At 61.4% G+C, this 19288-nt stretch carries 25 protein-coding genes; 22 read left to right on the top strand and 3 right to left on the bottom strand.

Going from position 1 to position 19288, the window contains the following annotated elements:
* The first annotated feature begins 2 nt into the window (after positions 1-2).
* The 19 genes from rpmC to map all read left to right on the top strand — a co-directional run bounded on the left by rpmC (position 3) and on the right by map (position 13819).
* Positions 3-323 (top strand): 50S ribosomal protein L29, encoded by a 321-nt coding sequence (gene rpmC / locus AC6JA3_RS06565; protein WP_014922387.1) that lies wholly within the window; start codon positions 3-5, stop codon positions 321-323.
* The gene (gene rpsQ / locus AC6JA3_RS06570) at positions 320-616 is read left to right on the top strand and encodes a 30S ribosomal protein S17 (protein WP_011775587.1); all 297 of its coding nucleotides are present in this window, start codon (positions 320-322) and stop codon (positions 614-616) included. The genes rpmC and rpsQ overlap by 4 nt, the downstream gene beginning before the upstream one ends.
* A gap of 353 nt (positions 617-969) precedes the next feature.
* Complete coding sequence (gene rplN / locus AC6JA3_RS06575) at positions 970-1338, top strand: 50S ribosomal protein L14 (RefSeq protein WP_003803789.1); 369 nt, start codon at positions 970-972, stop codon at positions 1336-1338.
* Between the two features lie 3 nt (positions 1339-1341).
* Positions 1342-1701 carry a 50S ribosomal protein L24 gene (gene rplX, locus AC6JA3_RS06580; RefSeq protein WP_026539810.1) on the top strand — a complete coding sequence of 120 codons (360 nt, stop codon included), beginning with the start codon at positions 1342-1344 and terminating at the stop codon, positions 1699-1701.
* The gene (gene rplE, locus AC6JA3_RS06585; protein ID WP_035760459.1) at positions 1701-2288 is read left to right on the top strand and encodes a 50S ribosomal protein L5; all 588 of its coding nucleotides are present in this window, start codon (positions 1701-1703) and stop codon (positions 2286-2288) included. Before rplX ends, rplE begins: the two co-directional genes overlap by 1 nt.
* A gap of 78 nt (positions 2289-2366) precedes the next feature.
* Complete coding sequence (gene rpsH / locus AC6JA3_RS06590) at positions 2367-2765, top strand: 30S ribosomal protein S8 (protein WP_011775584.1); 399 nt, start codon at positions 2367-2369, stop codon at positions 2763-2765.
* Between the two features lie 18 nt (positions 2766-2783).
* On the top strand, positions 2784-3320 hold the full coding sequence (rplF, locus tag AC6JA3_RS06595; RefSeq protein WP_026539812.1) for a 50S ribosomal protein L6: 537 nt from the start codon (positions 2784-2786) through the stop codon (positions 3318-3320).
* A 3-nt stretch (positions 3321-3323) separates the two neighbouring features.
* Positions 3324-3707 carry a 50S ribosomal protein L18 gene (rplR, locus tag AC6JA3_RS06600; RefSeq protein WP_011775582.1) on the top strand — a complete coding sequence of 128 codons (384 nt, stop codon included), beginning with the start codon at positions 3324-3326 and terminating at the stop codon, positions 3705-3707.
* Between the two features lie 29 nt (positions 3708-3736).
* A complete protein-coding gene (gene rpsE, locus AC6JA3_RS06605) occupies positions 3737-4408 on the top strand; it encodes a 30S ribosomal protein S5 (protein WP_026539813.1) in 672 nt (223 codons plus the stop codon).
* 2 nt (positions 4409-4410) lie between these two features.
* The gene (gene rpmD / locus AC6JA3_RS06610) at positions 4411-4617 is read left to right on the top strand and encodes a 50S ribosomal protein L30 (protein ID WP_026539814.1); all 207 of its coding nucleotides are present in this window, start codon (positions 4411-4413) and stop codon (positions 4615-4617) included.
* Positions 4617-5099, top strand: coding sequence for a 50S ribosomal protein L15 (rplO, locus tag AC6JA3_RS06615; RefSeq protein WP_035760461.1), 483 nt, complete (start codon positions 4617-4619; stop codon positions 5097-5099). The genes rpmD and rplO overlap by 1 nt, the downstream gene beginning before the upstream one ends.
* A gap of 187 nt (positions 5100-5286) precedes the next feature.
* On the top strand, positions 5287-6597 hold the full coding sequence (gene secY / locus AC6JA3_RS06620; protein ID WP_026539816.1) for a preprotein translocase subunit SecY: 1311 nt from the start codon (positions 5287-5289) through the stop codon (positions 6595-6597).
* A gap of 5 nt (positions 6598-6602) precedes the next feature.
* Positions 6603-7172, top strand: coding sequence for an adenylate kinase (locus AC6JA3_RS06625; protein ID WP_172324492.1), 570 nt, complete (start codon positions 6603-6605; stop codon positions 7170-7172).
* Between the two features lie 280 nt (positions 7173-7452).
* Positions 7453-8325, top strand: a complete 873-nt coding sequence (locus tag AC6JA3_RS06630) for a 3-oxoacyl-ACP synthase III family protein (protein WP_347782981.1) — start codon at positions 7453-7455, stop codon at positions 8323-8325.
* Positions 8322-9134 carry a glycosyltransferase family 2 protein gene (locus AC6JA3_RS06635; protein ID WP_254779152.1) on the top strand — a complete coding sequence of 271 codons (813 nt, stop codon included), beginning with the start codon at positions 8322-8324 and terminating at the stop codon, positions 9132-9134. Before AC6JA3_RS06630 ends, AC6JA3_RS06635 begins: the two co-directional genes overlap by 4 nt.
* Positions 9135-9136: 2 nt before the next feature.
* Complete coding sequence (locus AC6JA3_RS06640; protein ID WP_347782983.1) at positions 9137-10315, top strand: cytochrome P450; 1179 nt, start codon at positions 9137-9139, stop codon at positions 10313-10315.
* Complete coding sequence (locus AC6JA3_RS06645; RefSeq protein WP_347782984.1) at positions 10308-12050, top strand: class I adenylate-forming enzyme family protein; 1743 nt, start codon at positions 10308-10310, stop codon at positions 12048-12050. The genes AC6JA3_RS06640 and AC6JA3_RS06645 overlap by 8 nt, the downstream gene beginning before the upstream one ends.
* Positions 12047-12958 carry an NAD-dependent epimerase/dehydratase family protein gene (locus AC6JA3_RS06650; protein WP_347782986.1) on the top strand — a complete coding sequence of 304 codons (912 nt, stop codon included), beginning with the start codon at positions 12047-12049 and terminating at the stop codon, positions 12956-12958. Before AC6JA3_RS06645 ends, AC6JA3_RS06650 begins: the two co-directional genes overlap by 4 nt.
* Before the next feature lie 33 nt (positions 12959-12991).
* Entirely contained in the window at positions 12992-13819 is an 828-nt protein-coding gene (gene map, locus AC6JA3_RS06655) for a type I methionyl aminopeptidase (RefSeq protein ID WP_347782987.1), read from the top strand.
* Between the two features lie 117 nt (positions 13820-13936).
* Here map and AC6JA3_RS06660 read toward each other — a convergent pair whose 3' ends face one another.
* The 3 genes from AC6JA3_RS06660 to AC6JA3_RS06670 all read right to left on the bottom strand — a co-directional run bounded on the left by AC6JA3_RS06660 (position 13937) and on the right by AC6JA3_RS06670 (position 17269).
* Complete coding sequence (locus tag AC6JA3_RS06660; protein ID WP_026539824.1) at positions 13937-15283, bottom strand: ABC transporter substrate-binding protein; 1347 nt, start codon at positions 15281-15283, stop codon at positions 13937-13939.
* Positions 15284-15344: 61 nt separating this feature from the next.
* Complete coding sequence (locus AC6JA3_RS06665; protein WP_347782989.1) at positions 15345-16286, bottom strand: carbohydrate ABC transporter permease; 942 nt, start codon at positions 16284-16286, stop codon at positions 15345-15347.
* The gene (locus AC6JA3_RS06670; RefSeq protein ID WP_347782991.1) at positions 16283-17269 is read right to left on the bottom strand and encodes a carbohydrate ABC transporter permease; all 987 of its coding nucleotides are present in this window, start codon (positions 17267-17269) and stop codon (positions 16283-16285) included. Before AC6JA3_RS06670 ends, AC6JA3_RS06665 begins: the two co-directional genes overlap by 4 nt.
* A gap of 377 nt (positions 17270-17646) precedes the next feature.
* On the opposite strand from AC6JA3_RS06670, the gene AC6JA3_RS06675 reads away from it, so the two are divergent.
* From AC6JA3_RS06675 to rpmJ, 3 genes are all read left to right on the top strand, one after another.
* Positions 17647-18663, top strand: coding sequence for a P1 family peptidase (locus AC6JA3_RS06675; RefSeq protein ID WP_347782992.1), 1017 nt, complete (start codon positions 17647-17649; stop codon positions 18661-18663).
* A 194-nt stretch (positions 18664-18857) separates the two neighbouring features.
* Complete coding sequence (gene infA / locus AC6JA3_RS06680; protein WP_011775571.1) at positions 18858-19079, top strand: translation initiation factor IF-1; 222 nt, start codon at positions 18858-18860, stop codon at positions 19077-19079.
* A gap of 72 nt (positions 19080-19151) precedes the next feature.
* Positions 19152-19265 carry a 50S ribosomal protein L36 gene (gene rpmJ / locus AC6JA3_RS06685; RefSeq protein WP_011775570.1) on the top strand — a complete coding sequence of 38 codons (114 nt, stop codon included), beginning with the start codon at positions 19152-19154 and terminating at the stop codon, positions 19263-19265.
* Positions 19266-19288: the final 23 nt, after the last annotated feature.

Below are 19288 nucleotides of genomic sequence, written 5' to 3' on the forward strand. Positions count from 1 at the left end.
AAATGGCAGTAGGGTCGAAGGATCTCGCACCCGCACAGCTGGACGGTTTCGACAACGAGCGTCTCGTTGAAGAACTCCGCAAGTCCAAGGAAGAGCTGTTCAACCTGCGTTTCCAGTCCGCCACCGGACAGCTGGAGAACCACGGTCGCCTGCGCGCGGTAAAGAAGGACATCGCACGCATCTACACCGTTCTGCGTGAGCGCGAGCTGGGCATTCGTGCCGAGGTTGCCGCACCGGTTGTGGAAGCCAAGGAAGAAAAGAAGTCCAAGAAGGCTGCCAAGGCTGAAAAGGCCGAGGTTGAAGCTGGAGAGGACGCCAAGTGAGCGAGAAGGAAACTGTGACGGAAGCAGCAGCCAGCGCTGAACAGCGCGGTTACCGTAAGACGCGTCGCGGCTACGTTGTCTCTGACAAGATGGAAAAGACCATCGTTGTTCAGGTTGAAGACCGCGTGAAGCACGCTCTGTACGGCAAGGTTATTCGCCGCACCTCGAAGATCAAGGCTCACGACGAAGAGAACACCGCCGGCATCGGCGACCTCGTTCTCATCTCTGAGACCCGCCCGCTGTCTGCTACCAAGCGGTGGCGTCTGGTGGAGATCCTCGAAAAGGCCAAGTAAATCCAACGTCAGGTACGCCTGGCAGTGATTCACTGGAAAGGTCCGTGTTCCTTTGGGAATGCGGGCCTTTCCGCTTGTCCGGACGTTTCGGCTTCGGGCTGAAAACGTGCTAGGATATTGAGTTTGTATGGCGCCACTTGTGCGTCATCAACTACCTCGTAAACAATCGTGCCGCTGCATACTGCCCCGCGCAGAGTTTTCTGCAAGGGAAGCTGATGCTTGTGGCACGGGCGTTTAGGCCTGTACTGGCAAAATCCAGGCAGGTCAAGAGACACCCCGATCAACCGTTCCGCAAGGCTCATTCCGTATGCATGATTTCGGTCTGAGAACCGGCGCGACGCAAGGAGTAAAAATTGATTCAGCAGGAGTCGCGACTCAAGGTCGCCGACAACACGGGTGCTAAGGAAATCCTTACCATTCGCGTTCTCGGTGGATCCGGTCGTCGCTACGCAGGCATTGGCGACGTGATCGTCGCTACCGTCAAGGACGCTATCCCTGGCGGAAACGTAAAGAAGGGTGACGTCGTCAAGGCTGTCATCGTTCGTACCAAGAAGGAACGCCGCCGTGCGGATGGTTCCTACATCAAGTTTGACGAAAACGCAGCTGTGATCCTGAAGAACGACGGTGACCCCCGCGGTACCCGTATCTTCGGCCCGGTTGGTCGTGAACTTCGCGACAAGAAGTTCATGAAGATCGTTTCGCTGGCCCCGGAGGTGCTTTAGTCCATGGCTAAGATCAAGAAGGGTGACCTCGTTCAGGTCATCACCGGTGCCAAGCAGGAACGCGGCGGAGACCGCGGCAAGCAGGGCAAGGTTCTGCGCGTATTCCCGGACACCAACCGCGTGCTGGTAGAGGGAATCAACCGCGTCACCAAGCACACCAAGGTCGGTCAGTCGCAGCGCGGCACCAAGACCGGTGGCATCGAGGTTGTTGAAGCCCCGATCCACGTTTCCAACGTTGCTCTGGTTGACCCGTCGACCAAGAAGCCGACCCGTGTTGGTTTCCGTCTCGACACCGTTGAGAGGGACGGCGCTACCAAGACCGTCCGTATCCGCGTGTCCAAGGCCACCGGGAAGGACATCTGATGAGTGAAACACTGTCTGAGACTACCGTCGCAAACAAGATCGTTCCGCGTCTGAAGACCAAGTATGCAGAGACCATCAAGAAGTCCCTGCAGGAGGAATTCAGCTACGCGAACGTCAACCAGGTTCCCCGCCTGGTCAAGGTTGTAGTGAACATGGGTGTTGGAGATGCCGCCAAGGACTCCAAGCTGATCGACGGCGCTGTCCGCGACCTCACCCTGATCACCGGCCAGAAGCCGCAGGTAACCAAGGCCCGCAAGTCGATCGCACAGTTCAAGCTGCGCGAAGGCATGCCGATCGGTGCACACGCAACTCTGCGTGGGGACCGCATGTGGGAATTCGTGGACCGTCTGGTTTCGCTGGCTCTGCCGCGTATCCGTGACTTCCGCGGCCTCAACGGCAAGCAGTTCGATGGCAACGGCAACTACACCTTCGGTCTGACCGAGCAGGTTATGTTCCACGAGATCGACCAGGACTCCATCGACCGCGTTCGCGGTATGGACATCACGGTCGTCACCACCGCCAAGACCGATGACGAAGGCCGCGCGCTGCTCAAGGCGCTTGGTTTCCCGTTCAAGACCGAAAACTAACTACGTGACAGGTCCGTCTTCGCAGGCTCTTGAGAGCCGGCGCAGCGGAAACCGGTACGAGGAAGGGCTATAGCCCAAATGACTATGACAGATCCTGTCGCAGACATGCTCACGCGTCTGCGCAATGCAAACTCGGCATACCACGACACCGTGTCCATGCCGTACAGCAAACTGAAGGCACGCGTTGCCGACATCCTGAAGGCAGAAGGCTACATTGCCGGCTGGAAGGAAGAAGACGCCGAGGTTGGCAAGAAGCTGACCATCGACCTGAAGTTCGGTCCGAACCGCGAGCGTTCCATCGCTGGCGTCCGCCGCATCTCCAAGCCGGGTCTCCGCGTTTACGCGAAGTCCACCAACCTGCCGCACGTGCTGGGTGGCCTGGGTATCGCAATCCTGTCCACCTCTTCCGGCCTCCTGACTGACAAGCAGGCCGGCAAGAAGGGCGTGGGCGGCGAAGTCCTCGCGTACGTCTGGTAACGGGAAAGGAAGAGAATAATGTCACGTATTGGACGTCTCCCCATCACCGTTCCTGCCGGAGTTGAGGTCAAGCTCGATGGCTCCGTCATCAGCGTCAAAGGTGCCAAAGGCGAGCTGAGCCACACTGTGGCCAGCCCGATCGAGGTTACCCAGGAAGAGAACACCCTGACGGTCACCCGCCCGAACGACGAGCGCAACTCGCGTTCGCTGCACGGCCTGACCCGCACCCTGATCGCCAACATGATCCAGGGCGTTACCGAGGGCTACGAGAAGAAGCTTGAAATCGTTGGTACTGGTTACCGCGTTCAGGCCAAGGGTTCTGACCTGGAGTTCGCTCTGGGCTACAGCCACCCGGTTAACGTCTCTGCACCCGAAGGCATCACCTTCGTAGTAGAGGGTCCGACCAAGCTCTCTGTTTCGGGTATCAACAAGCAGCAGGTCGGCGAGGTTGCTGCCAACATTCGCAAGCTGCGCAAGCCTGACCCCTACAAGGGCAAGGGTGTCCGTTACGCCGGCGAAGTCATCCGCCGCAAGGTCGGAAAGGCTGGTAAGTAAACCATGGCCATCGCAATTAACAAGAAGCGTTCGAACAAGAGCAAGTCTGCTGCACGCAGCCGTCGCCAGCTTCGTATCCGCAAGCGCATCACCGGTACGGCTGTACGTCCTCGTTTGGTCGTCAACCGTTCGGCACGTCACGTATTCGTCCAGGTTGTCGATGACAGCAAGGGTGTAACCGTGGCTTACGCTTCCACCCTGGAAGCTGACCTTCGCGCATTCGACGGAGACAAGACTGCCAAGGCCAAGCGCGTCGGCGAGCTCGTTGCAGAGCGCGCCAAGGCTGCAGGCGTCGAGGCTGTTGTCTTCGACCGTGGCGGTAACAAGTACCACGGCCGCATCGCCGCCGTCGCTGACGGTGCTCGCGAAGGTGGGCTGGCACTGTGACCGTTGAAAATAACGAAAAGGACATTCAGGTGACTGAAGCTGTAGCTGCTGAAGCAACTGAGACCGCACCCGCTGCCGATGACCGCCGAGGCGGACGTCGTGGCGAGCGCGGCGACCGTGGCCAGGGCCGCGGCGACCGTGGTGGCCGTGGTGGCCGCGACGGCGGTCGTGAGGCTGAGAAGAGCCAGTTCGTAGAGCGCGTTGTCACCATCAACCGCGTTGCCAAGGTCGTCAAGGGTGGTCGTCGCTTCAGCTTCACCGCTCTCGTCGTCGTCGGTGACGGCAACGGAATGGTCGGCGTGGGCTACGGCAAGGCCAAGGAAGTTCCCGCTGCTATCGCCAAGGGCGTTGAAGAGGCCAAGAAGTCCTTCTTCCGCGTTCCCCGCGTTGGCAACACCATCCCGCACCGTGTGCAGGGTGAGGCTGCTGCAGGCGTAGTCCTGCTGCGTCCGGCTTCCGCCGGTACCGGTGTTATCGCCGGTGGTCCGGTCCGCGCGGTATTGGAGTGCGTGGGTATCCACGACATCCTCTCCAAGTCGCTCGGTTCTTCCAACGCGATCAACATCGTTCACGCGACCGTTGCCGCTCTGAAGCAGCTCGAAGAGCCCGCTTCCGTGGCTGCCCGCCGTGGCCTGCCGCTGGACGAGGTTGCTCCTGCTGCTCTGGTGCGCGCGCTCCAGAACCAGAAGGCAGGTGTTTAGTCATGGCTAAGAACCTGACTCCCTCCGACGCCCAGTTGGAGATCACCCAGATCAAGGGCGTCATTGGCGCCAAGCAGAACCAGATCGCCACCCTTCGGTCCCTCGGACTCAAGCGCATCGGACACACTGTTGTCCGCACCGCTGATGCCGTGACCGTTGGAATGCTGAACACGGTTCCGCACCTCGTGAATGTAGAGGAGGCGAAGTAATGGCAGAGAACAAGACCGCCGCAGAGACTGCTGAGAAGCAGAACGCTCTGAAGGTCCACCACCTGCGTCCCGCCCCGGGTGCCAAGACCGCCAAGACCCGTGTTGGTCGTGGTGAAGGCTCCAAGGGTAAGACCGCTGGTCGCGGTACCAAGGGTACGAAGGCCCGCTACCAGGTAAAGGCTGGCTTTGCCGGCGGCCAGCTGCCGCTGCACATGCGCCTGCCGAAGCTGCGCGGCTTCAAGAACCCGTTCCGGGTTGAGTTCCAGGTTGTAAACCTGGAGAAGCTCAACGAGCTGTTCCCGGAAGGTGGCGCTGTCACCGTTGAGTCCCTGGTTGAGAAGGGTGCCGTTCGCAAGAACCAGCCCGTGAAGGTGCTTGGCACCGGCGACATCACCGTCAAGGTTGATGTTACGGCCCACGCATTCTCCGCCAGCGCCTCGGAAAAGATTGCCGCAGCAGGCGGAAGCACCACTGCTCTCTAAGAGTCAGCGGGGCTGATGCCCGTAGCAAAAAAGGATCCCGGTACGCGGGGCTTCGGCCCTGTGTACCGGGATTTTTTTCGTGGTTGTGGACTCTCGATTATTACGACGGCGTCACAAGCAGTTAGACTCGGTTGTTGGGTTTCATTGAGCCCCATCACATCCTTGTACTTTCTACTCAGGAGGACGCTTGCTAAGCGCATTCGGCCGGGCGTTTCGGACGCCTGATTTGCGACGCAAGTTGTTGTTCACGCTGGGAATCATCACAATCTTCCGCTTGGGAGCTTTCATCCCCTCGCCTGGTGTGAACTACCAGAATGTCCAGCAATGCTTGAACAACGGTGAAACCTCGCAGGGCATCTACCAGCTGGTGAACTTGTTCAGCGGCGGCGCGTTGCTGCAGGTCTCAGTCTTTGCCTTGGGCATCATGCCCTACATCACGGCGAGCATCATCGTTCAGTTGCTTCGGGTGGTCATTCCCCGGTTCCAGCAGCTCTACGAAGAGGGTTCATCGGGACAGTCAAAGTTGACCCAGTACACCCGTTACCTCACCATCGCCTTGGGCCTGCTGAACGCCACCACGCTGGTGTCGCTGGCCCGCTCGGGTCAACTGCTCCCGGGCTGCAACCTGCCCATCATTCCTGATGAGAGCATCATCGCGACCATCCTGATCATCATCACGTTGACGGCCGGTACCGGCCTCATCATGTGGATGGGCGAGCTCGTCACGGAAAAGGGCGTGGGCAACGGTATGTCGCTGCTCATCTTCACTTCCATCGCGGCCAGCTTCCCCGGCTCTCTCGGATCCATTTGGGAGACCAAGGGCCCGGGCACATTCTTTACCGTCCTGGCGGTTGGTTTGCTGACTGTGGCATTGGTTGTGTTCGTGGAACAGTCCCAGCGCCGGGTTCCGGTCCAGTATGCCAAGCGCATGATTGGCCGCCGCACGGTGGGTGGAACCAGCACCTACATTCCCATCAAGGTGAACATGGCCGGCGTCGTGCCCGTCATCTTCGCTTCCTCCATGCTTTACCTGCCCGGACTGATTGCGCAGTTCAACCAGCCGGCAGCAGGGGAGCAGATGGCTCCATGGGTTGAGTGGATCAACAACAACCTCACCCGTGGCGACCACCCCATCTACATGGCGCTTTACTTTGCCATGATCGTGTTCTTCACCTACTTCTACGTGGCCATCACCTTCAACCCTGAAGAAGTGTCGGACAACATGAAGAAGTACGGCGGGTTCATTCCGGGCATCCGGGCGGGTAAACCGACCGCGGACTACCTGCAGTACGTGCTTTCCAGGATCACCTTGCCGGGAGCCCTCTACCTGGGCTTCGTGGCGTTGATTCCGCTGGTTGCACTCGTCCTGATCAATGCCAACCAGAACTTCCCGTTCGGTGGCACGTCAATCCTGATCATGGTGGGTGTCGGCCTGGAAACCGTCAAGCAGATTGATGCGCAGCTACAACAACGTCACTACGAAGGGCTTTTGCGATGACGAGAATGCTGATCATTGGACCTCCCGGTTCGGGCAAGGGTACACAGGCTGAGCGGATTTCCGAGCGCCTCGGCGTAGTCGCCATCTCCACCGGCGACATCTTCCGTGCCAACGTCAAGGGCGAAACCCCCTTGGGCATCGAAGCCAAGAAGTACATGGACGCAGGCGACTTCGTTCCGGACAGCGTTACGAACGACATGGTTCGCGACCGCCTGAGCCAGAGCGATGTGGAGAACGGCTTCCTCCTGGACGGCTACCCGCGCACCACTGCCCAGGTTGATTACCTGGACCAGATCCTCGCCGAAGGACAGCAGGAGCTCGACGTCGTGCTCCAGCTGACCGCCGACGACGAAGAACTGGTGACCCGTCTCCTTGGCCGTGCCAAGGAAACCGGCCGCTCGGACGACAACGAGACCGTGATCCGTCACCGCCTCGATCTGTACCACGAGCAGACCGAAGCCGTTGTGGCCAAGTACGCCGAGCGTGGCATCCTCACGCAGGTTGATGGCATTGGCGGTATCGATGAAGTTACCGATCGTGTCCTCACGGCGATCGAGTCGGCCAAGGCCGTCTAGCTTGTTTTCCACATAGCCGGATTACCCGGCTCTGGAGCTAAGGGTGTGTCCCGTACCATTGGTGCGGGGCACACCCTTTTCGTTTCGCGGCTGACTATTGGGGGACCGCATGCACACTGCTTTATCCAGGCACAGCCGGATTTCGGGGCTCGAGGTTTACCTGCCGCCCGGACGGTTGGACACGGCCACTGTCGAGCGCCGTATTGGTGAGTGCAGTCCAGGGTTCCGGGTCCCGAAGGGGCTGATAGGACGCGTTACGGGCATCCGATTCCGAAGCGTCATGGCTGATACCGAACAAGCCTCCGACCTCGCGGCAAATGCTGCTGCCAAGGTTCTGGCCGGGTGCGGACTACAGGCTCCGGACGTGGACCTCCTGATTTTCGCTTCGGCCAGCCAGGACATGGTGGAGCCGGCTACAGGGCACATGGTTGCGGCAAAGCTGGGGCTCGCCTGCCCCGTAATGGACGTGAAGAACGCCTGCAACAGTTTCCTCAACGGTGTGGAGGTAGCGGACTCCCTGATCGCCACCGGACGCTACCACCGTGTTGTGGTGGCCACTGGCGAATCCCCGTCGAGGGCGGTCCGATGGACAGTTCCGGACTTCGAGACTTTTGCGTCCGGCTTTCCGGGATACACCATGAGCGACGGCGGTGCCGCAGTGTTGCTGGAGGCGGCAGACCCGGAGCCACAAGGACCCGAAGGAGCGGCCGGAATCCTGTCCATGGCCTTCACTGCCCAAAGCAGCCACTGGTCCGTGGGAACGCTCTCGGCAGGCGGATCGGCTTTTCCCCGTGACCCGGAGGCCAGCTATTTCAGCATGGATGGCGAGAAGCTGAAGGACGCATTCCTCGATCTGGGGTCCGGGCTCCTCGACGAAACCCTTGACCGGCTTGGGTTGTCATGGACGGATTTCGCCGTGGTGTGCGTCCACCAGGTCAGTGCTCCTTACCGCGATATCTTTGCCAAGCGCGCAGGTGTCCCCATGGAATTGCTGGTCCCTTCCGTGGAGGACTTCGGCAACCTTGCCTCGGTCAGCCTTCCCCTGCAACTGAAACTGGCCATGGACAGTGGGCGGTGTGGACCGGGAGATCTCGTGGCCTTGGTGGGCCTGGCCGGCGGCGTGAGCCTGGGCATGGCTGTGGTGCGGCTGTGACGGCCGTGAACCCGCAGCCAGGAACTGTGAACATGGCGTCGGCGGGCACGGATCCCACCAGGCCGCTGTGCATCGCTGTTCCGATGCTGAACGAGGAAAAATTGGTACGTCAGACCCTGGTGTCCCTGGCGGCACAGGAGTTCAAGGACTTCACTGTGGTGGTTGTGGACAACGGTTCCACTGACAGCAGCCGCAGCATCGTGGCAGAGTTCGCCTCGGATCATCCAGAGATGGATATCCGCCTCCTGGTTGAGGAGCAGAAGGGTACCGGCGCGGCAGCGGACACCGGCATGCGGTTCGGTGTGGAGCACGGCGCCATATGGTTGGCCCGCACCGATTCCGATTGCCTCGCCGCCCCTGACTGGACTGCAAGGATCATGGCTGCGTTCGAGGACGGGCTGGAACTGATCGCCGGCCAATTGAATCCGAGGCTAGATGAGGGGATCAGCGCAGGCGAACGTCGAATGATGTTGCTTGCGGTGGAGGTCGCTTCGTTCTTTGGTCGCATCCGTCCCGGGAACAAGGGCGAGGGCTACTTGGGGCCCTACCAGATGCTCCCGGGCTGCAACATGGCCATCACTTCGGACATGTATCACCGCAGCGGCGGATTCCCCCGGTCCAGTATCGAGGACCTCCATGAGGACAGGGCCTTGTCCAACCAGGTAAGGAAGCTGACACGGAACTACGCCCTGCGGCGCGATGTTGTCGTTTTCGGCTCGTCGCGCCGCGTCAAGGCCTGGGGCTTGAAGAACACCCTGGCGTGGTACGCAGACCACCGGTACCGGCCCGAACATGTGGATATCCGTTGACGGTGGACCGATCCACTGCCGGGCAATGGGAGCGGCGCATTCACCGGGGCGCCCATCCGCTGCTTTATCCCACGATCCGGGGCTTGGGGAGCCTGAAGCCGGTGGTGAGGCTTCCGGGTGTGGGGGTGTTGGTCAGCGAGGCAGCTTTGGTCCGTGAGGTTCTCCTGGACCAAGAGAGGTTTATCAAGGACGGACCCTCCGGCTCGGGTGCCCTCTGGACCCCTGTTGTTGGCCCCAAAGCCCTGGTGAACATGGATGGCGAAGAGCACAAGAGATTGCGGCAGCGCCTGAGTGATCTGTTCACACCGCGATCGGTAGCCGGGATAGTGGAACCCGCAGCGTCAGCCTTCGATTCACACTTCTGCAAGGCACTGGACGCGGGGCGTTCAGTTGATGTGGTGGACTGCGTCAAGGATCTCGCCGGGGGAGTGATCTCCCGGATGCTGGGCGTGCCGGACGACGCTCCTGGCAGGCTTCCCAACAAGGAGCTTTTCAATCTTGGTTCTTCGATCTCCTCCCTTGTCCGCCTGGGCCGCCCTACCCTGACGGTGCGGCAGATCGCCAAGGGCCGTTCCGCCGTCGGAGTCCTGGCCGGACCGGCCAGAACGGCATACCGGGAGAGTGATCCAGGGACGTTTCCCGGAAGGCTCCGGGAACTGGGAATGTCCGAGGACGAGGCCATGGGCATCATCAGTGCTTTTGTCATGGTGGGCACCGAAACTTTGGTCTCCTTTCTTCCGCGGATGGTGGCCCTCCTCAACGACAGCGGTCGGGTTGAGGAACTGGCCCGGGACCGAGCGCTGCTTCCTGCCGCAGTCAATGAGGCGCTGCGCTTCACGGTGCCTTCGCCCATGATGCTCAGGGATGCGGTAGCGCCGGGATTCATCGGGCAAACCAAGGTTCGCGCGGGAGACCGCATTCTCTTGTCCACCATCCACGCAGCCAAAAGCCTGCGTGGTTTCGATCCCGACGCGGCCGTGCCCCCGGAAGCGCGCCAGTTGTGGTTCGGTGCCGGTGCACACTTCTGTATTGGCATGCCCTTGGCCATGGCCGAGATCAATGCCGCCCTGGACGTGCTGCTGAACCGGTACCTTCAGCACCCTTGGACCATCTCCAACCGACGTATCAGCAGGGGCGTTCTCATTCCGGGATACAAGAGTTTGGAGTTGGCGAATGCCTGAGGCGACTGTTGAACAGTCACCCGCTGCCGACTTGATCGCTGCCGTGTTTTCGGCAGCGGAACGGTTCCCGGAACACCCTGCCATCACAGCCCCGGGTAAAGTCCGCCGCATCAGGGTCAGGCGGGGCGCCGATCGCGTGAAGCCCGGACACACCATCACTTACCGCGAACTCGTGGACGGGATCGAGGCTACGGCACGCAGTCTGAGGGAAGATGGGTTCGGCCCCGGGGAACGCATGCTGTTCTCCGTGCGGCCCAGCCCCGCAGCGTTCACCCTCGCCTTGGGTGCCGTGCGCGCGGGTGGCTCGGTGGTGTTTATCGACCCGGGGATAGGTCCCGCGCTCTTCCGGGACCGTGCCGGCCTCGCATCGCCGCGCTGGGCAGCGGCTGAGTCATTACTGTATGCACTGAGCACTAAAAGCCCGCTGCGTCCGGTGGCCCGGAGCAGGGGTCTCCTCCTTCCGGATTACGGTGCCATGGATGTGCGCCACTATTACTCAGGTCCGTGGCTGCCGGGTGTACCCAGGGGCGCAACCCCTGTCAGGAACCTGGCAACAAGGAATGGGGTAGAGGAAGTATGGGACGCCGGCGTTTCCAGCCACGGGCAGGGCGCATCGGCCCAGGAGGCAGTGATTATCTTCACCTCGGGGACCACCGGCGCTCCCAAAGGAGTGGTCCACACCCGTGGATCGCTTGCCGCGGGGTTTGAACAACTCACCACGCGCTGCACCTTCAATGAAGGTGACAGGGTCCACTCCGAGCAGCTCATGATGGGGCTTCCGGCCCTCATCGCGGGTGCGCACTGGACCATGCCGGCGTACGGGTTTTCCGCCCACATCGACCCTCTTCGGCTTGCCGCCGAGCTTGGGCCTGTGGCTGGCCAAAAGACAGCATACGACGGCGCCACCCACCTTTTCCTGGTGCCGTCACAGTTGGCGCCCATCCTGGATTCGATCGAGGCCGGTACGGTCAGTCTGCCTGCTTCCCTCAGGACGGTCATGCTTGGGGCGGCGCCGGTTCTGGCACCATTCCTGAAGCGCGCCGTTCACTTGCTCCCCGGCATCGACTTCAAATTGATCTACGGCATGACCGAAGCGCTCCCCATCTCCATAGCCGACGGACACGAGAAACTGGCCTTCGCCTCAGGAACAGACGCGGAAATAACAGCCCCCGACGGAAGCGGTGAAGGTGACTTCCTCGGGGAGCCGCTTCCCGCCGTCGGAATCCGGGTGGCTGAAGACCACGAACTGTTTGTTCGAGGTCCCAACGTGTGCCACGGCTATCTGGGTGAGGAGCCGATGGTGGAGCACGCCACGGGGGACCTGGTCCGGCTTGACCACGGCAGCGGCAATGGCAACGGCAGCGCGCCGAGGTTGGTGATGATCGGACGGAAGAAGGACATGATCATCCGGGGGAAGACCAACATCTACCCGGCGCTTTATGAGCCCGTGATCGCAGGCGTCCCCGGGGTCCGGCAGGCAGTGATGGTGGGCGTCGCCGATGAGGTCGGAGATGAGGCAGTGTGGTTGGCCGTGGTGGGATCAAGCGGCGAAAATCCGGGCACGCTGGTGTCGAGACTTGCCCGTGAACTGCCAAGGCTTATCGATGAATCCGCCCTCCCGGACCATATTGAAGTTTTGGAGTCCATCCCATCGGGCGGCCGGCACAGGAAACCCGACCGTGCAGCATTACGGCAGGAGTTCGCAACACGCTCCCAGCCAAAGGCGGCACTATGAGGATCGCGGTCACCGGCGCCACAGGATTCATCGGAGGAGCCGTAGCCGGCGCAGCGGAGGCGCGGGGGTGGGAAGTGGTTCGCTTCGCCAGGCAGCGCACGGCCGGACTGGACTACTGGGACCTTACGGGTCTTCCGCCTGCGCGGCTTCCCCGTGTTGACGCGGTGGTGCATGCCGCAGCACATGTTGCAGACTGGGGTGCTCCTCCGGTCTTCCACCGGGCCAACGTCCTGGGTACGCGGGCCGTTGCAGAGGCTTTCGCAGGGACCCGCCTGGTCCACATCTCAAGCTCCAGCGTCTACCCATGGTGGGAAGCATGCATCAACAGGGCCGAGGACGAAGTAGCGACGCACCACCTGAACGCTTACGGACGCAGCAAGGCGCTCGCCGACGTCGAAGCCCGTCGTCACGGCAATGCCGTGGCACTGCGCCCGCACGGTGTCTACGGGCCAGGTGACCGGACGCTGTTGCCGCGCCTGATCGCCAACATCAGGCGCAGTACTTTGCTCAGCGTCGGACATGCCAGGGTCAAGCACCAACTGACCCACGTGGAGAATCTGACTGAAGCCGTCCTGGCCTCCTGTCGATCCGAAGTCCGGGGTGCAGTGAACGTGGCCGATGCTGAGCCGGTTGAACTGGGCGCAGTGCTGCGGCAGGTCCTCGATGCCTCCGGACTGGAGGGAGTGAATATCAGGTATCTCCCGGAACCTGCGGCCATGGCCATTGCCGGAGTTTCGGAGGCGATTGCCCGGCTGGGCGGCCGGAATCCGCGGCTCACCCGGTACGCGGTCAGCCAACTCGGGCGTGAGCGGACTTACTCCTTGAATCGACTCCGACAGGAGCTGGGAGTCGAGCCAATTTCGACCACAGTGGCCGATGCGGGAAAATGGTTCAAGCACGGAGCATGATTGGCTCCATCAGCAAATCTTCCAGAGGAGAACATGGCGTTCGGTCAGCCCCGCATTGAATACAAGACCAACGAGCAAATGCGCAAGATGCAGGAGGCCGGGCTTGTCCTGAGCCGAGCACTTGACGCTGCAGTTGCGGCGGCCAAGCCGGGCGTCACCACCACGGACCTGGACGTTGTTTTTGCCGAGGTCCTCAACGATGCAGGAGCCAAGTCCAACTTCCTCGGCTATCACGGCTTCCCCGCAACCATCTGCACCTCCGTCAACGAGGAAGTGGTCCACGGGATCCCTGGAAACAAGGTCCTCAACGACGGTGACATCATCTCCATCGACGGTGGCTGCATTGTGGACGGCTGGCATTCCGACTCGGCCCGGACGGTCATTGTCGGTGCAGCCGATCCCGAAGACCAGCGGCTCTCCGACGTTACCGAGGCTGCCATGTGGCGGGGTATTGCCGCCCTCGCCAAGGGAAAGTTTGTCGGCGATATCGGCAACGCCATTGATGATTACGTGTCCTCGGTCCAAGGCAAGCCGTTAGGCATCCTTGAAGACTATGTAGGGCACGGCATTGGTTCGGAAATGCACATGGCACCGGATGTGCTGAACTACCGTACCGGCCACCGCGGACCGAAGATCCGCCCCGGTCTGTGCCTGGCCATTGAGCCCATGCTGGTCCGTGGCGGCATCGAGACCGCCACCCTCGACGACGACTGGACCGTGGTCACCACAGACGGCAAGCGTTCCTGCCAGTGGGAGCACTCCGTAGCCGTGCACGAAAAAGGCATTTGGGTCCTGTCCGCACCGGACGGAGGCGCCGCGCAGTTGGCGCCGCTCGGCGTCGTGCCTGTACCGATCCCGTAACGCCTGTACCTATGCCGTAATCCCTGCACCGCTCCCGTAAACCTGGAGCCGTACAACCCTAAGCACAAGAGCCGGACTGCTGAAGCAGCCCGGCTCTTGTCATGCCTGAAGGAGGATTCAGCCCTTCAGCTTGGGCTGCACGTCCTTGGTGTAAATGCCCTCGAGCGTTTTCTTCAGCTCCGTCATGGTTGCCTTGACGTCGCCCTGCTGCGTGAGGATCTTGGCCGCGGCCTTGGCCATCTCCTGGTCCGCGCCCGGAAGGAATACCCGGGCGTTGTCCTGGACCCTGGTAACAGAGAGCTGGTCCATGGCGGTCTTGATCTGTGGGGTCGCGGCGAGAACAGCGGACATGTCGGCTGAAAGGCGCGTGGGCATGTAGCCGGTTGCGGCGGAGAAGGCGGCCGTGTTCTCAGGCTCGGTCATGAACTTCAGGAACGTGGCCGCAGCCAGCTGTTCCTCCTTGGTGACGCCGCTTGGGATACCGAGGCCGGCACCACCGGTCGGGCACACTCCGCTGGCTACCTCGGGACCGCCTGGAAGGAAGCCGACGCCCACATTGAACTTGGCTGCCTTCAGTACACCCAACAGGGAACCGGTGGAGGAAATGGTGGATGAAGTGATACCTGCGGCGAAGTCGTCCGCGGCTTCCTTGGAGGAAACACCGGCCCACGCATCCTTGTAGATCGAATCCTGGGCCCATTGCAGTGCCGCGACGGACTCAGCCGAGTCACAGGTGATGTCCCAGTCCTTGGACCAACTGCCGCCCCAGCCCCACAGGTTGTTCTGCAGGGTCCAACCCGCGTATCCGGCAAGCGCGGGATAGATGTAGGCGTACTGCGCGCCGGAGGTGGCCTTGAGCTTCGGAGCCCATTCTGCGAATTCCTGCCATGTGGCCGGTGCGCGGTCCGGGATGCCCGCGGCCTTGAAATGGTCCTTGTTGTAGTAGAACAGCGGGGTGGACCTGCCATAAGGGAGGGCCCACTGCTTGTCGTCGTACTTGTAGTCGTTCACCAGCGACTTCTGGAAGTCATCGATCTTAATGTCCAGCTGCTTCACCAGTCCGTCCAAGGGGATGATGCTGCCGTTGGAGAAGTAGCGGAACCACCACACGTCCGAGAGCACCACCAGGGCCGGGAGACCGGTCTTCGCGGCCTGCGACGTCTGGAACTTCTGTGCAATTTCCTCGTAGTTCGCGCCGGCCGTGACCAGGTTGACCTTGATCTCCGGGAACTTGGCGTGGAACTTCTCAATGATTGCCTTCTCCACGTCCTGCGACTTGCCTGGGTGGTTGGTCCAGAAGTCAATGGAGGCGGCCGGCTTCACGCCATTGAAGTCGATCCCTGCAGTGTCGACGACGCCTGCCGGGCCCGCCGTCGAAGGCCCACCGCAAGCGGCAAGTGCTGCTGCTCCGGCGCCGAGTCCGGCCAGGCCCAGGAAATGTCGGCGGTCAAGGTTGGTATGCATGGTGCTTCCTCTCAATAACTCTTTACTGGTGTTTCGATGCGAATGGTGCGGAAGGGAGAAATCAGCCGGTGACGCTGCCTTGGGTCAGGCCGGCCACGATGTAGCGCTGGAGTGCTGCGAACACCAGGAGGATGGGGACGATCACCAGTACGGCTCCGGCCATGAGGATTCCCCACCCGGCGCCATTGCTTTCGGAGTTCTGCAGCAGCGTCAGGCCCACAGGCAACGTCATGGTTTCGGGGCGGTCGGTGATGATGAGCGGCCAAATGTAGTCGTTCCATTCGCTGACCACTGTTACCAATGCCACGGTGGCGATCGATGGCACCGAGACCGGCACAATGATCCGCCACAGCCGCCGCCAGTGGCCGGCCCCATCAATTTCCGCGGCTTCCAGGATCGACGGCGGCAGCGTCAGGAAGTGTTGGCGCAGCAGGAAAGTGCCAAATGCCGTACCGAGGCCGGGGAGGATGATGCCCCATAAAGTGTTCTTGCCACCCATGCCTGCGATGAGGATGTAGTTGGGCAGGATGGAGACTTGGGCCGGGACCATGAGGGCCACCAGGATCAGCACGAAGATCACGTTCTTGAACGGGAAGCGCACGAACACCAACGCATAGGCGGTCAGTATGGCCAGGATGACTTTGATGGATGAACCGATCAGGGTCACGATCAGGCTGTTGGCGAAGAACTGCGCAAACGGGACAGTGGTCATTGCCGTCGCGTAGTTTTCCACGTTGAGCGACTCCGGCAGCAGCTTCAGGTCCATGGTGACGATCTCGCCCGGCTGCTTGAAAGAGCTCAACAGCATCCACAGCAGGGGCAAAAAGACCACCAATGTGGCGATGATCAACGGAACGTAGCCGGTTGCCACAGTCTGGAGCAGGTTCGCGCTGGAGAAGGGACGCGGCCGCTGCTGCGGCTCCTGGCTCGCTTCCTGCTGTGGGTCCGGTGAAGGCACGGTGTCCGGTGAAGGCACGACGGCGGTGGGTGAGGTTGCGCTCATGAGTAGTGGACCTTTCGCTCAACGAACCGCAGTTGGAGGACCGTGATGATCAGCAGGATGGCGAAGAGGATCACCGAGATGGCGGCCGAATAGCCGGCACGGTTATAGGCGCCGAATGCTTGCAGGTAGGCCTCGTAGATCAACGTGCTGGTGCCATTGCCCAGCGGCGTCATGATGCGGATGAGGTCGAACGCCTGCAAGGAACTGAGCATGGTGGTGATCAGCAGGAAGAACGTGGTGGGAGAGAGCAGCGGCAGGGAGATGTTGAAGAAGCGCCGCACGCTGTTTGCCCCGTCAAGCGCTGCAGCTTCCATGACATCTTGGGGAAGGGACTGGAGCCCTGCGAGGTACACCACGGCGCAATAGCCCAGGTTCTTCCACACGTAAACGATGATCACCATCACCAAGGACAACTGGGGATCGTTGATCCACTGCGGGCTCTGCTGGCCAAACGCCCGAAGAATCCAGGCCAGCACGCCATAGCCGGGATCGAAAATGAACAGCCACACCAACCCGACGCCCACCCCGGACAGTACATAAGGGGCAAACACTGCGGACCTCGCGAACGTGGTTCCGCGGACTCTGGAGTTCAAGGCAAGGGCAACCAGCAAGCCAAGGACCATGGAGCCACCGACCGTCACCAACGTAAAAATCGCCGTAGTGCCAAGAACCTTGCCTGCGTCCTCGCTGGTGAAGAACGTGACATAGTTCTGCAGCCCCACCACCGTGGCTGACGCAGAACCCAGCGTCCAATCCAGCGTGGAGTAATAGATGTTGTTGATCAGGGGCCAGTACGTGAAGGTGCCGATCAGCACGAGGTTCGGCAAAGCCATGGCAAGGAAGACCAGGAAGTCCTTCCGGCTGCGGCCTGACCAGCGTCTCCTGGCCGGGAGGTCCTTGGCTGGCTCAAGCGGCGGGGCATGCGGTTTTGTCTCTGGCCTGCCGGCAGGCGCAGTGCTGCTGTGGATCTGTCGGGTAGTCATGGGTCACTTACGTTTTCGGGCGAACAGGGGCGCCAGCTCCCGGACCGGGGCGGCGAAGACAGGCTTAGCTCACCACATGCACAGCAGGGGATTGGGCCAAATTGGTGCCCCGTAGCGATAGTTGTCTTACACTTCCCAACCCGTTTACCCGGCGTTACTCGCTGGTTCGTATTCGAGGCCGGGCTCCCACTTTGCCCCTCCGCCCCACGCCGCGGTCGGGCTGAACCCCTCTGCGCGCTCGGTCGTGCCGCCCCAACGGCGCCCTAACCTCGCAAGCTCGGCCAGGGAACCCGGCCGTCGTGGGCCCACCTTGGACGCGCGCTGCCGGGTGCCAGCCCTACCGCAGTTTGTTTGGGTCCGCAGGGGAGAATGGAGCCATGAATTCGATCACCGATGTTGCGGGCATACGGGTTGGGCATGTGCAGAGGGTGGGGGAGGGGTGGTTGTCCGGGGTGACCGTGGTGCTGCCTCCCGTGGGGACTGTGGGCTCCGTGGATGTTCGTGGTGGAGGTCCGGGGACTCATGAGACCGACGCGCTGGATCCGACCACCCTGGTTTCCACTGTGGATGCCGTGGTGTTGACCGGAGGCAGTGCTTTTGGGTTGGCCTCGGCTGGTGGGGCGCAGCTGTGGTGTGAGGAGCAGGGCAGGGGGTTTGCTGTTCCGGGGACTGTAGTGCCGATTGTGCCTGCCGCGGCCATCTTTGATCTCGGTCGGGGTGGTGACGTGAAGGCGCGACCCGACGCGGACATGGGTTACCAAGCGGCCGCCGCAGCGTTCGCCTCAGGTGACCAGGCCGCCGTCGAACGTGGAAACGTGGGTGCCGGCACTGGTGCGCTGATAGCGCGTGGCCAGTTCAAGGGCGGGATTGGAACGTCGTCGATCACTCTTGATGGCGGAGTGGTCATTGGGGCTATTGCAGTGGTGAACGCGCTCGGCTCGCCGTTGTTTGGCCCTCCGGACCTGAAGTCCTCTGCGCGCTCGGTCGTTCCTCCCTTGGACGCGCGCCGCCGGGCTCCAGGCCCGGAGGGCCAACGGGAAGCGCCATTGACGGCCCCGCCGCAGGGACTCAATACAACGTTGGTGGTGATCGCCACGAATGCTGCCCTTGATGTGGCCGAATGCAAGCGGACTGCCTCGGCCGGGCATGCGGGCTTGGCGCGGGCCCTGGATCCGTCCCATACCTTGGCGGACGGTGACACCGTATTCGCCCTGGCGACCGGCGCCGTCGGGCTTGACCGCAGTACCGAACAGGCGCGGCAGGTTTCGCTGATAACACTCCAAAGCGCCGCGGCGGAAGCCGTCAGGCTGGCGATACTCGACGGCGTCCGGGCTGGGGAAAGTGTCTCGACGGCGGCGGGCGAATTCCCGGCTTTCAGGCCTGCGGGGGAGTGACGGCGGCCGACCCTTGCGCTACCATGGACGGATTTAACTTTCCGGCCCGATTGGCGTAGAGTTATTTGTTGGTTGTCTGTGCAGCCACGCCCTTTTTGGTGTCGTGGCTCCAAGGTGGCCAAGCAAACAAAAAACGTCCGCTGGATCTTCGGTGCCTACTGAAGGACGGCGGCAAACAACAGTTAGCGGAGGATATGGCCAAGAAGGACGGGGTCATTGAGATCGAGGGCGTTGTGACTGAGGCGCTGCCCAATGCGATGTTTCGTGTTGAGCTCACCAATAAGCACGTCGTTCTCGCACACATCTCTGGGAAGATGCGACAGCACTACATTCGAATCCTCCCCGAGGACCGGGTAGTGGTTGAGCTGAGCCCATACGACCTCACACGTGGTCGTATCGTCTACCGCTACAAGTAAATTGCTGGGCGGCCAGGCAACAGTGCCTAAGCCGCTCCAGCAGATCAACTGCAAAACACGCAAAGGAACGCCATGAAGGTCAAGCCGAGCGTCAAGCAGATCTGCGACAAGTGCAAAGTGATCCGCCGTAACGGCCGGGTCATGGTGATCTGCGAGAACCCGCGCCACAAGCAGCGCCAGGGCTAATTCCCCTTCCGGGAATCAGCGCC

Source organism: Arthrobacter sp. TmtSoilC79, assembly GCF_059739405.1.

Excerpts from the sequence above, each read along its gene's own strand:
- rpmC (WP_014922387.1), top strand. The coding sequence starts at position 3 with ATGGCAGTAGGGTCGAAGGATCTCGCACCCGCACAGCTGGACGGTTTC.
- rplX (WP_026539810.1), top strand. The coding sequence starts at position 1,342 with ATGGCTAAGATCAAGAAGGGTGACCTCGTTCAGGTCATCACCGGTGCC.
- rplE (WP_035760459.1), top strand. The coding sequence starts at position 1,701 with ATGAGTGAAACACTGTCTGAGACTACCGTCGCAAACAAGATCGTTCCG.
- rpsH (WP_011775584.1), top strand. The coding sequence starts at position 2,367 with ATGACTATGACAGATCCTGTCGCAGACATGCTCACGCGTCTGCGCAAT.
- rplF (WP_026539812.1), top strand. The coding sequence starts at position 2,784 with ATGTCACGTATTGGACGTCTCCCCATCACCGTTCCTGCCGGAGTTGAG.
- rplR (WP_011775582.1), top strand. The coding sequence starts at position 3,324 with ATGGCCATCGCAATTAACAAGAAGCGTTCGAACAAGAGCAAGTCTGCT.
- rpmD (WP_026539814.1), top strand. The coding sequence starts at position 4,411 with ATGGCTAAGAACCTGACTCCCTCCGACGCCCAGTTGGAGATCACCCAG.
- rplO (WP_035760461.1), top strand. The coding sequence starts at position 4,617 with ATGGCAGAGAACAAGACCGCCGCAGAGACTGCTGAGAAGCAGAACGCT.
- AC6JA3_RS06625 (WP_172324492.1), top strand. The coding sequence starts at position 6,603 with ATGCTGATCATTGGACCTCCCGGTTCGGGCAAGGGTACACAGGCTGAG.
- AC6JA3_RS06630 (WP_347782981.1), top strand. The coding sequence starts at position 7,453 with ATGGCTGATACCGAACAAGCCTCCGACCTCGCGGCAAATGCTGCTGCC.
- AC6JA3_RS06645 (WP_347782984.1), top strand. The coding sequence starts at position 10,308 with ATGCCTGAGGCGACTGTTGAACAGTCACCCGCTGCCGACTTGATCGCT.
- AC6JA3_RS06650 (WP_347782986.1), top strand. The coding sequence starts at position 12,047 with ATGAGGATCGCGGTCACCGGCGCCACAGGATTCATCGGAGGAGCCGTA.
- map (WP_347782987.1), top strand. The coding sequence starts at position 12,992 with ATGGCGTTCGGTCAGCCCCGCATTGAATACAAGACCAACGAGCAAATG.
- AC6JA3_RS06660 (WP_026539824.1), bottom strand. The coding sequence starts at position 15,283 with ATGCATACCAACCTTGACCGCCGACATTTCCTGGGCCTGGCCGGACTC.
- AC6JA3_RS06665 (WP_347782989.1), bottom strand. The coding sequence starts at position 16,286 with ATGAGCGCAACCTCACCCACCGCCGTCGTGCCTTCACCGGACACCGTG.
- AC6JA3_RS06670 (WP_347782991.1), bottom strand. The coding sequence starts at position 17,269 with ATGACTACCCGACAGATCCACAGCAGCACTGCGCCTGCCGGCAGGCCA.
- AC6JA3_RS06675 (WP_347782992.1), top strand. The coding sequence starts at position 17,647 with ATGAATTCGATCACCGATGTTGCGGGCATACGGGTTGGGCATGTGCAG.
- infA (WP_011775571.1), top strand. The coding sequence starts at position 18,858 with ATGGCCAAGAAGGACGGGGTCATTGAGATCGAGGGCGTTGTGACTGAG.
- rpmJ (WP_011775570.1), top strand. The coding sequence starts at position 19,152 with ATGAAGGTCAAGCCGAGCGTCAAGCAGATCTGCGACAAGTGCAAAGTG.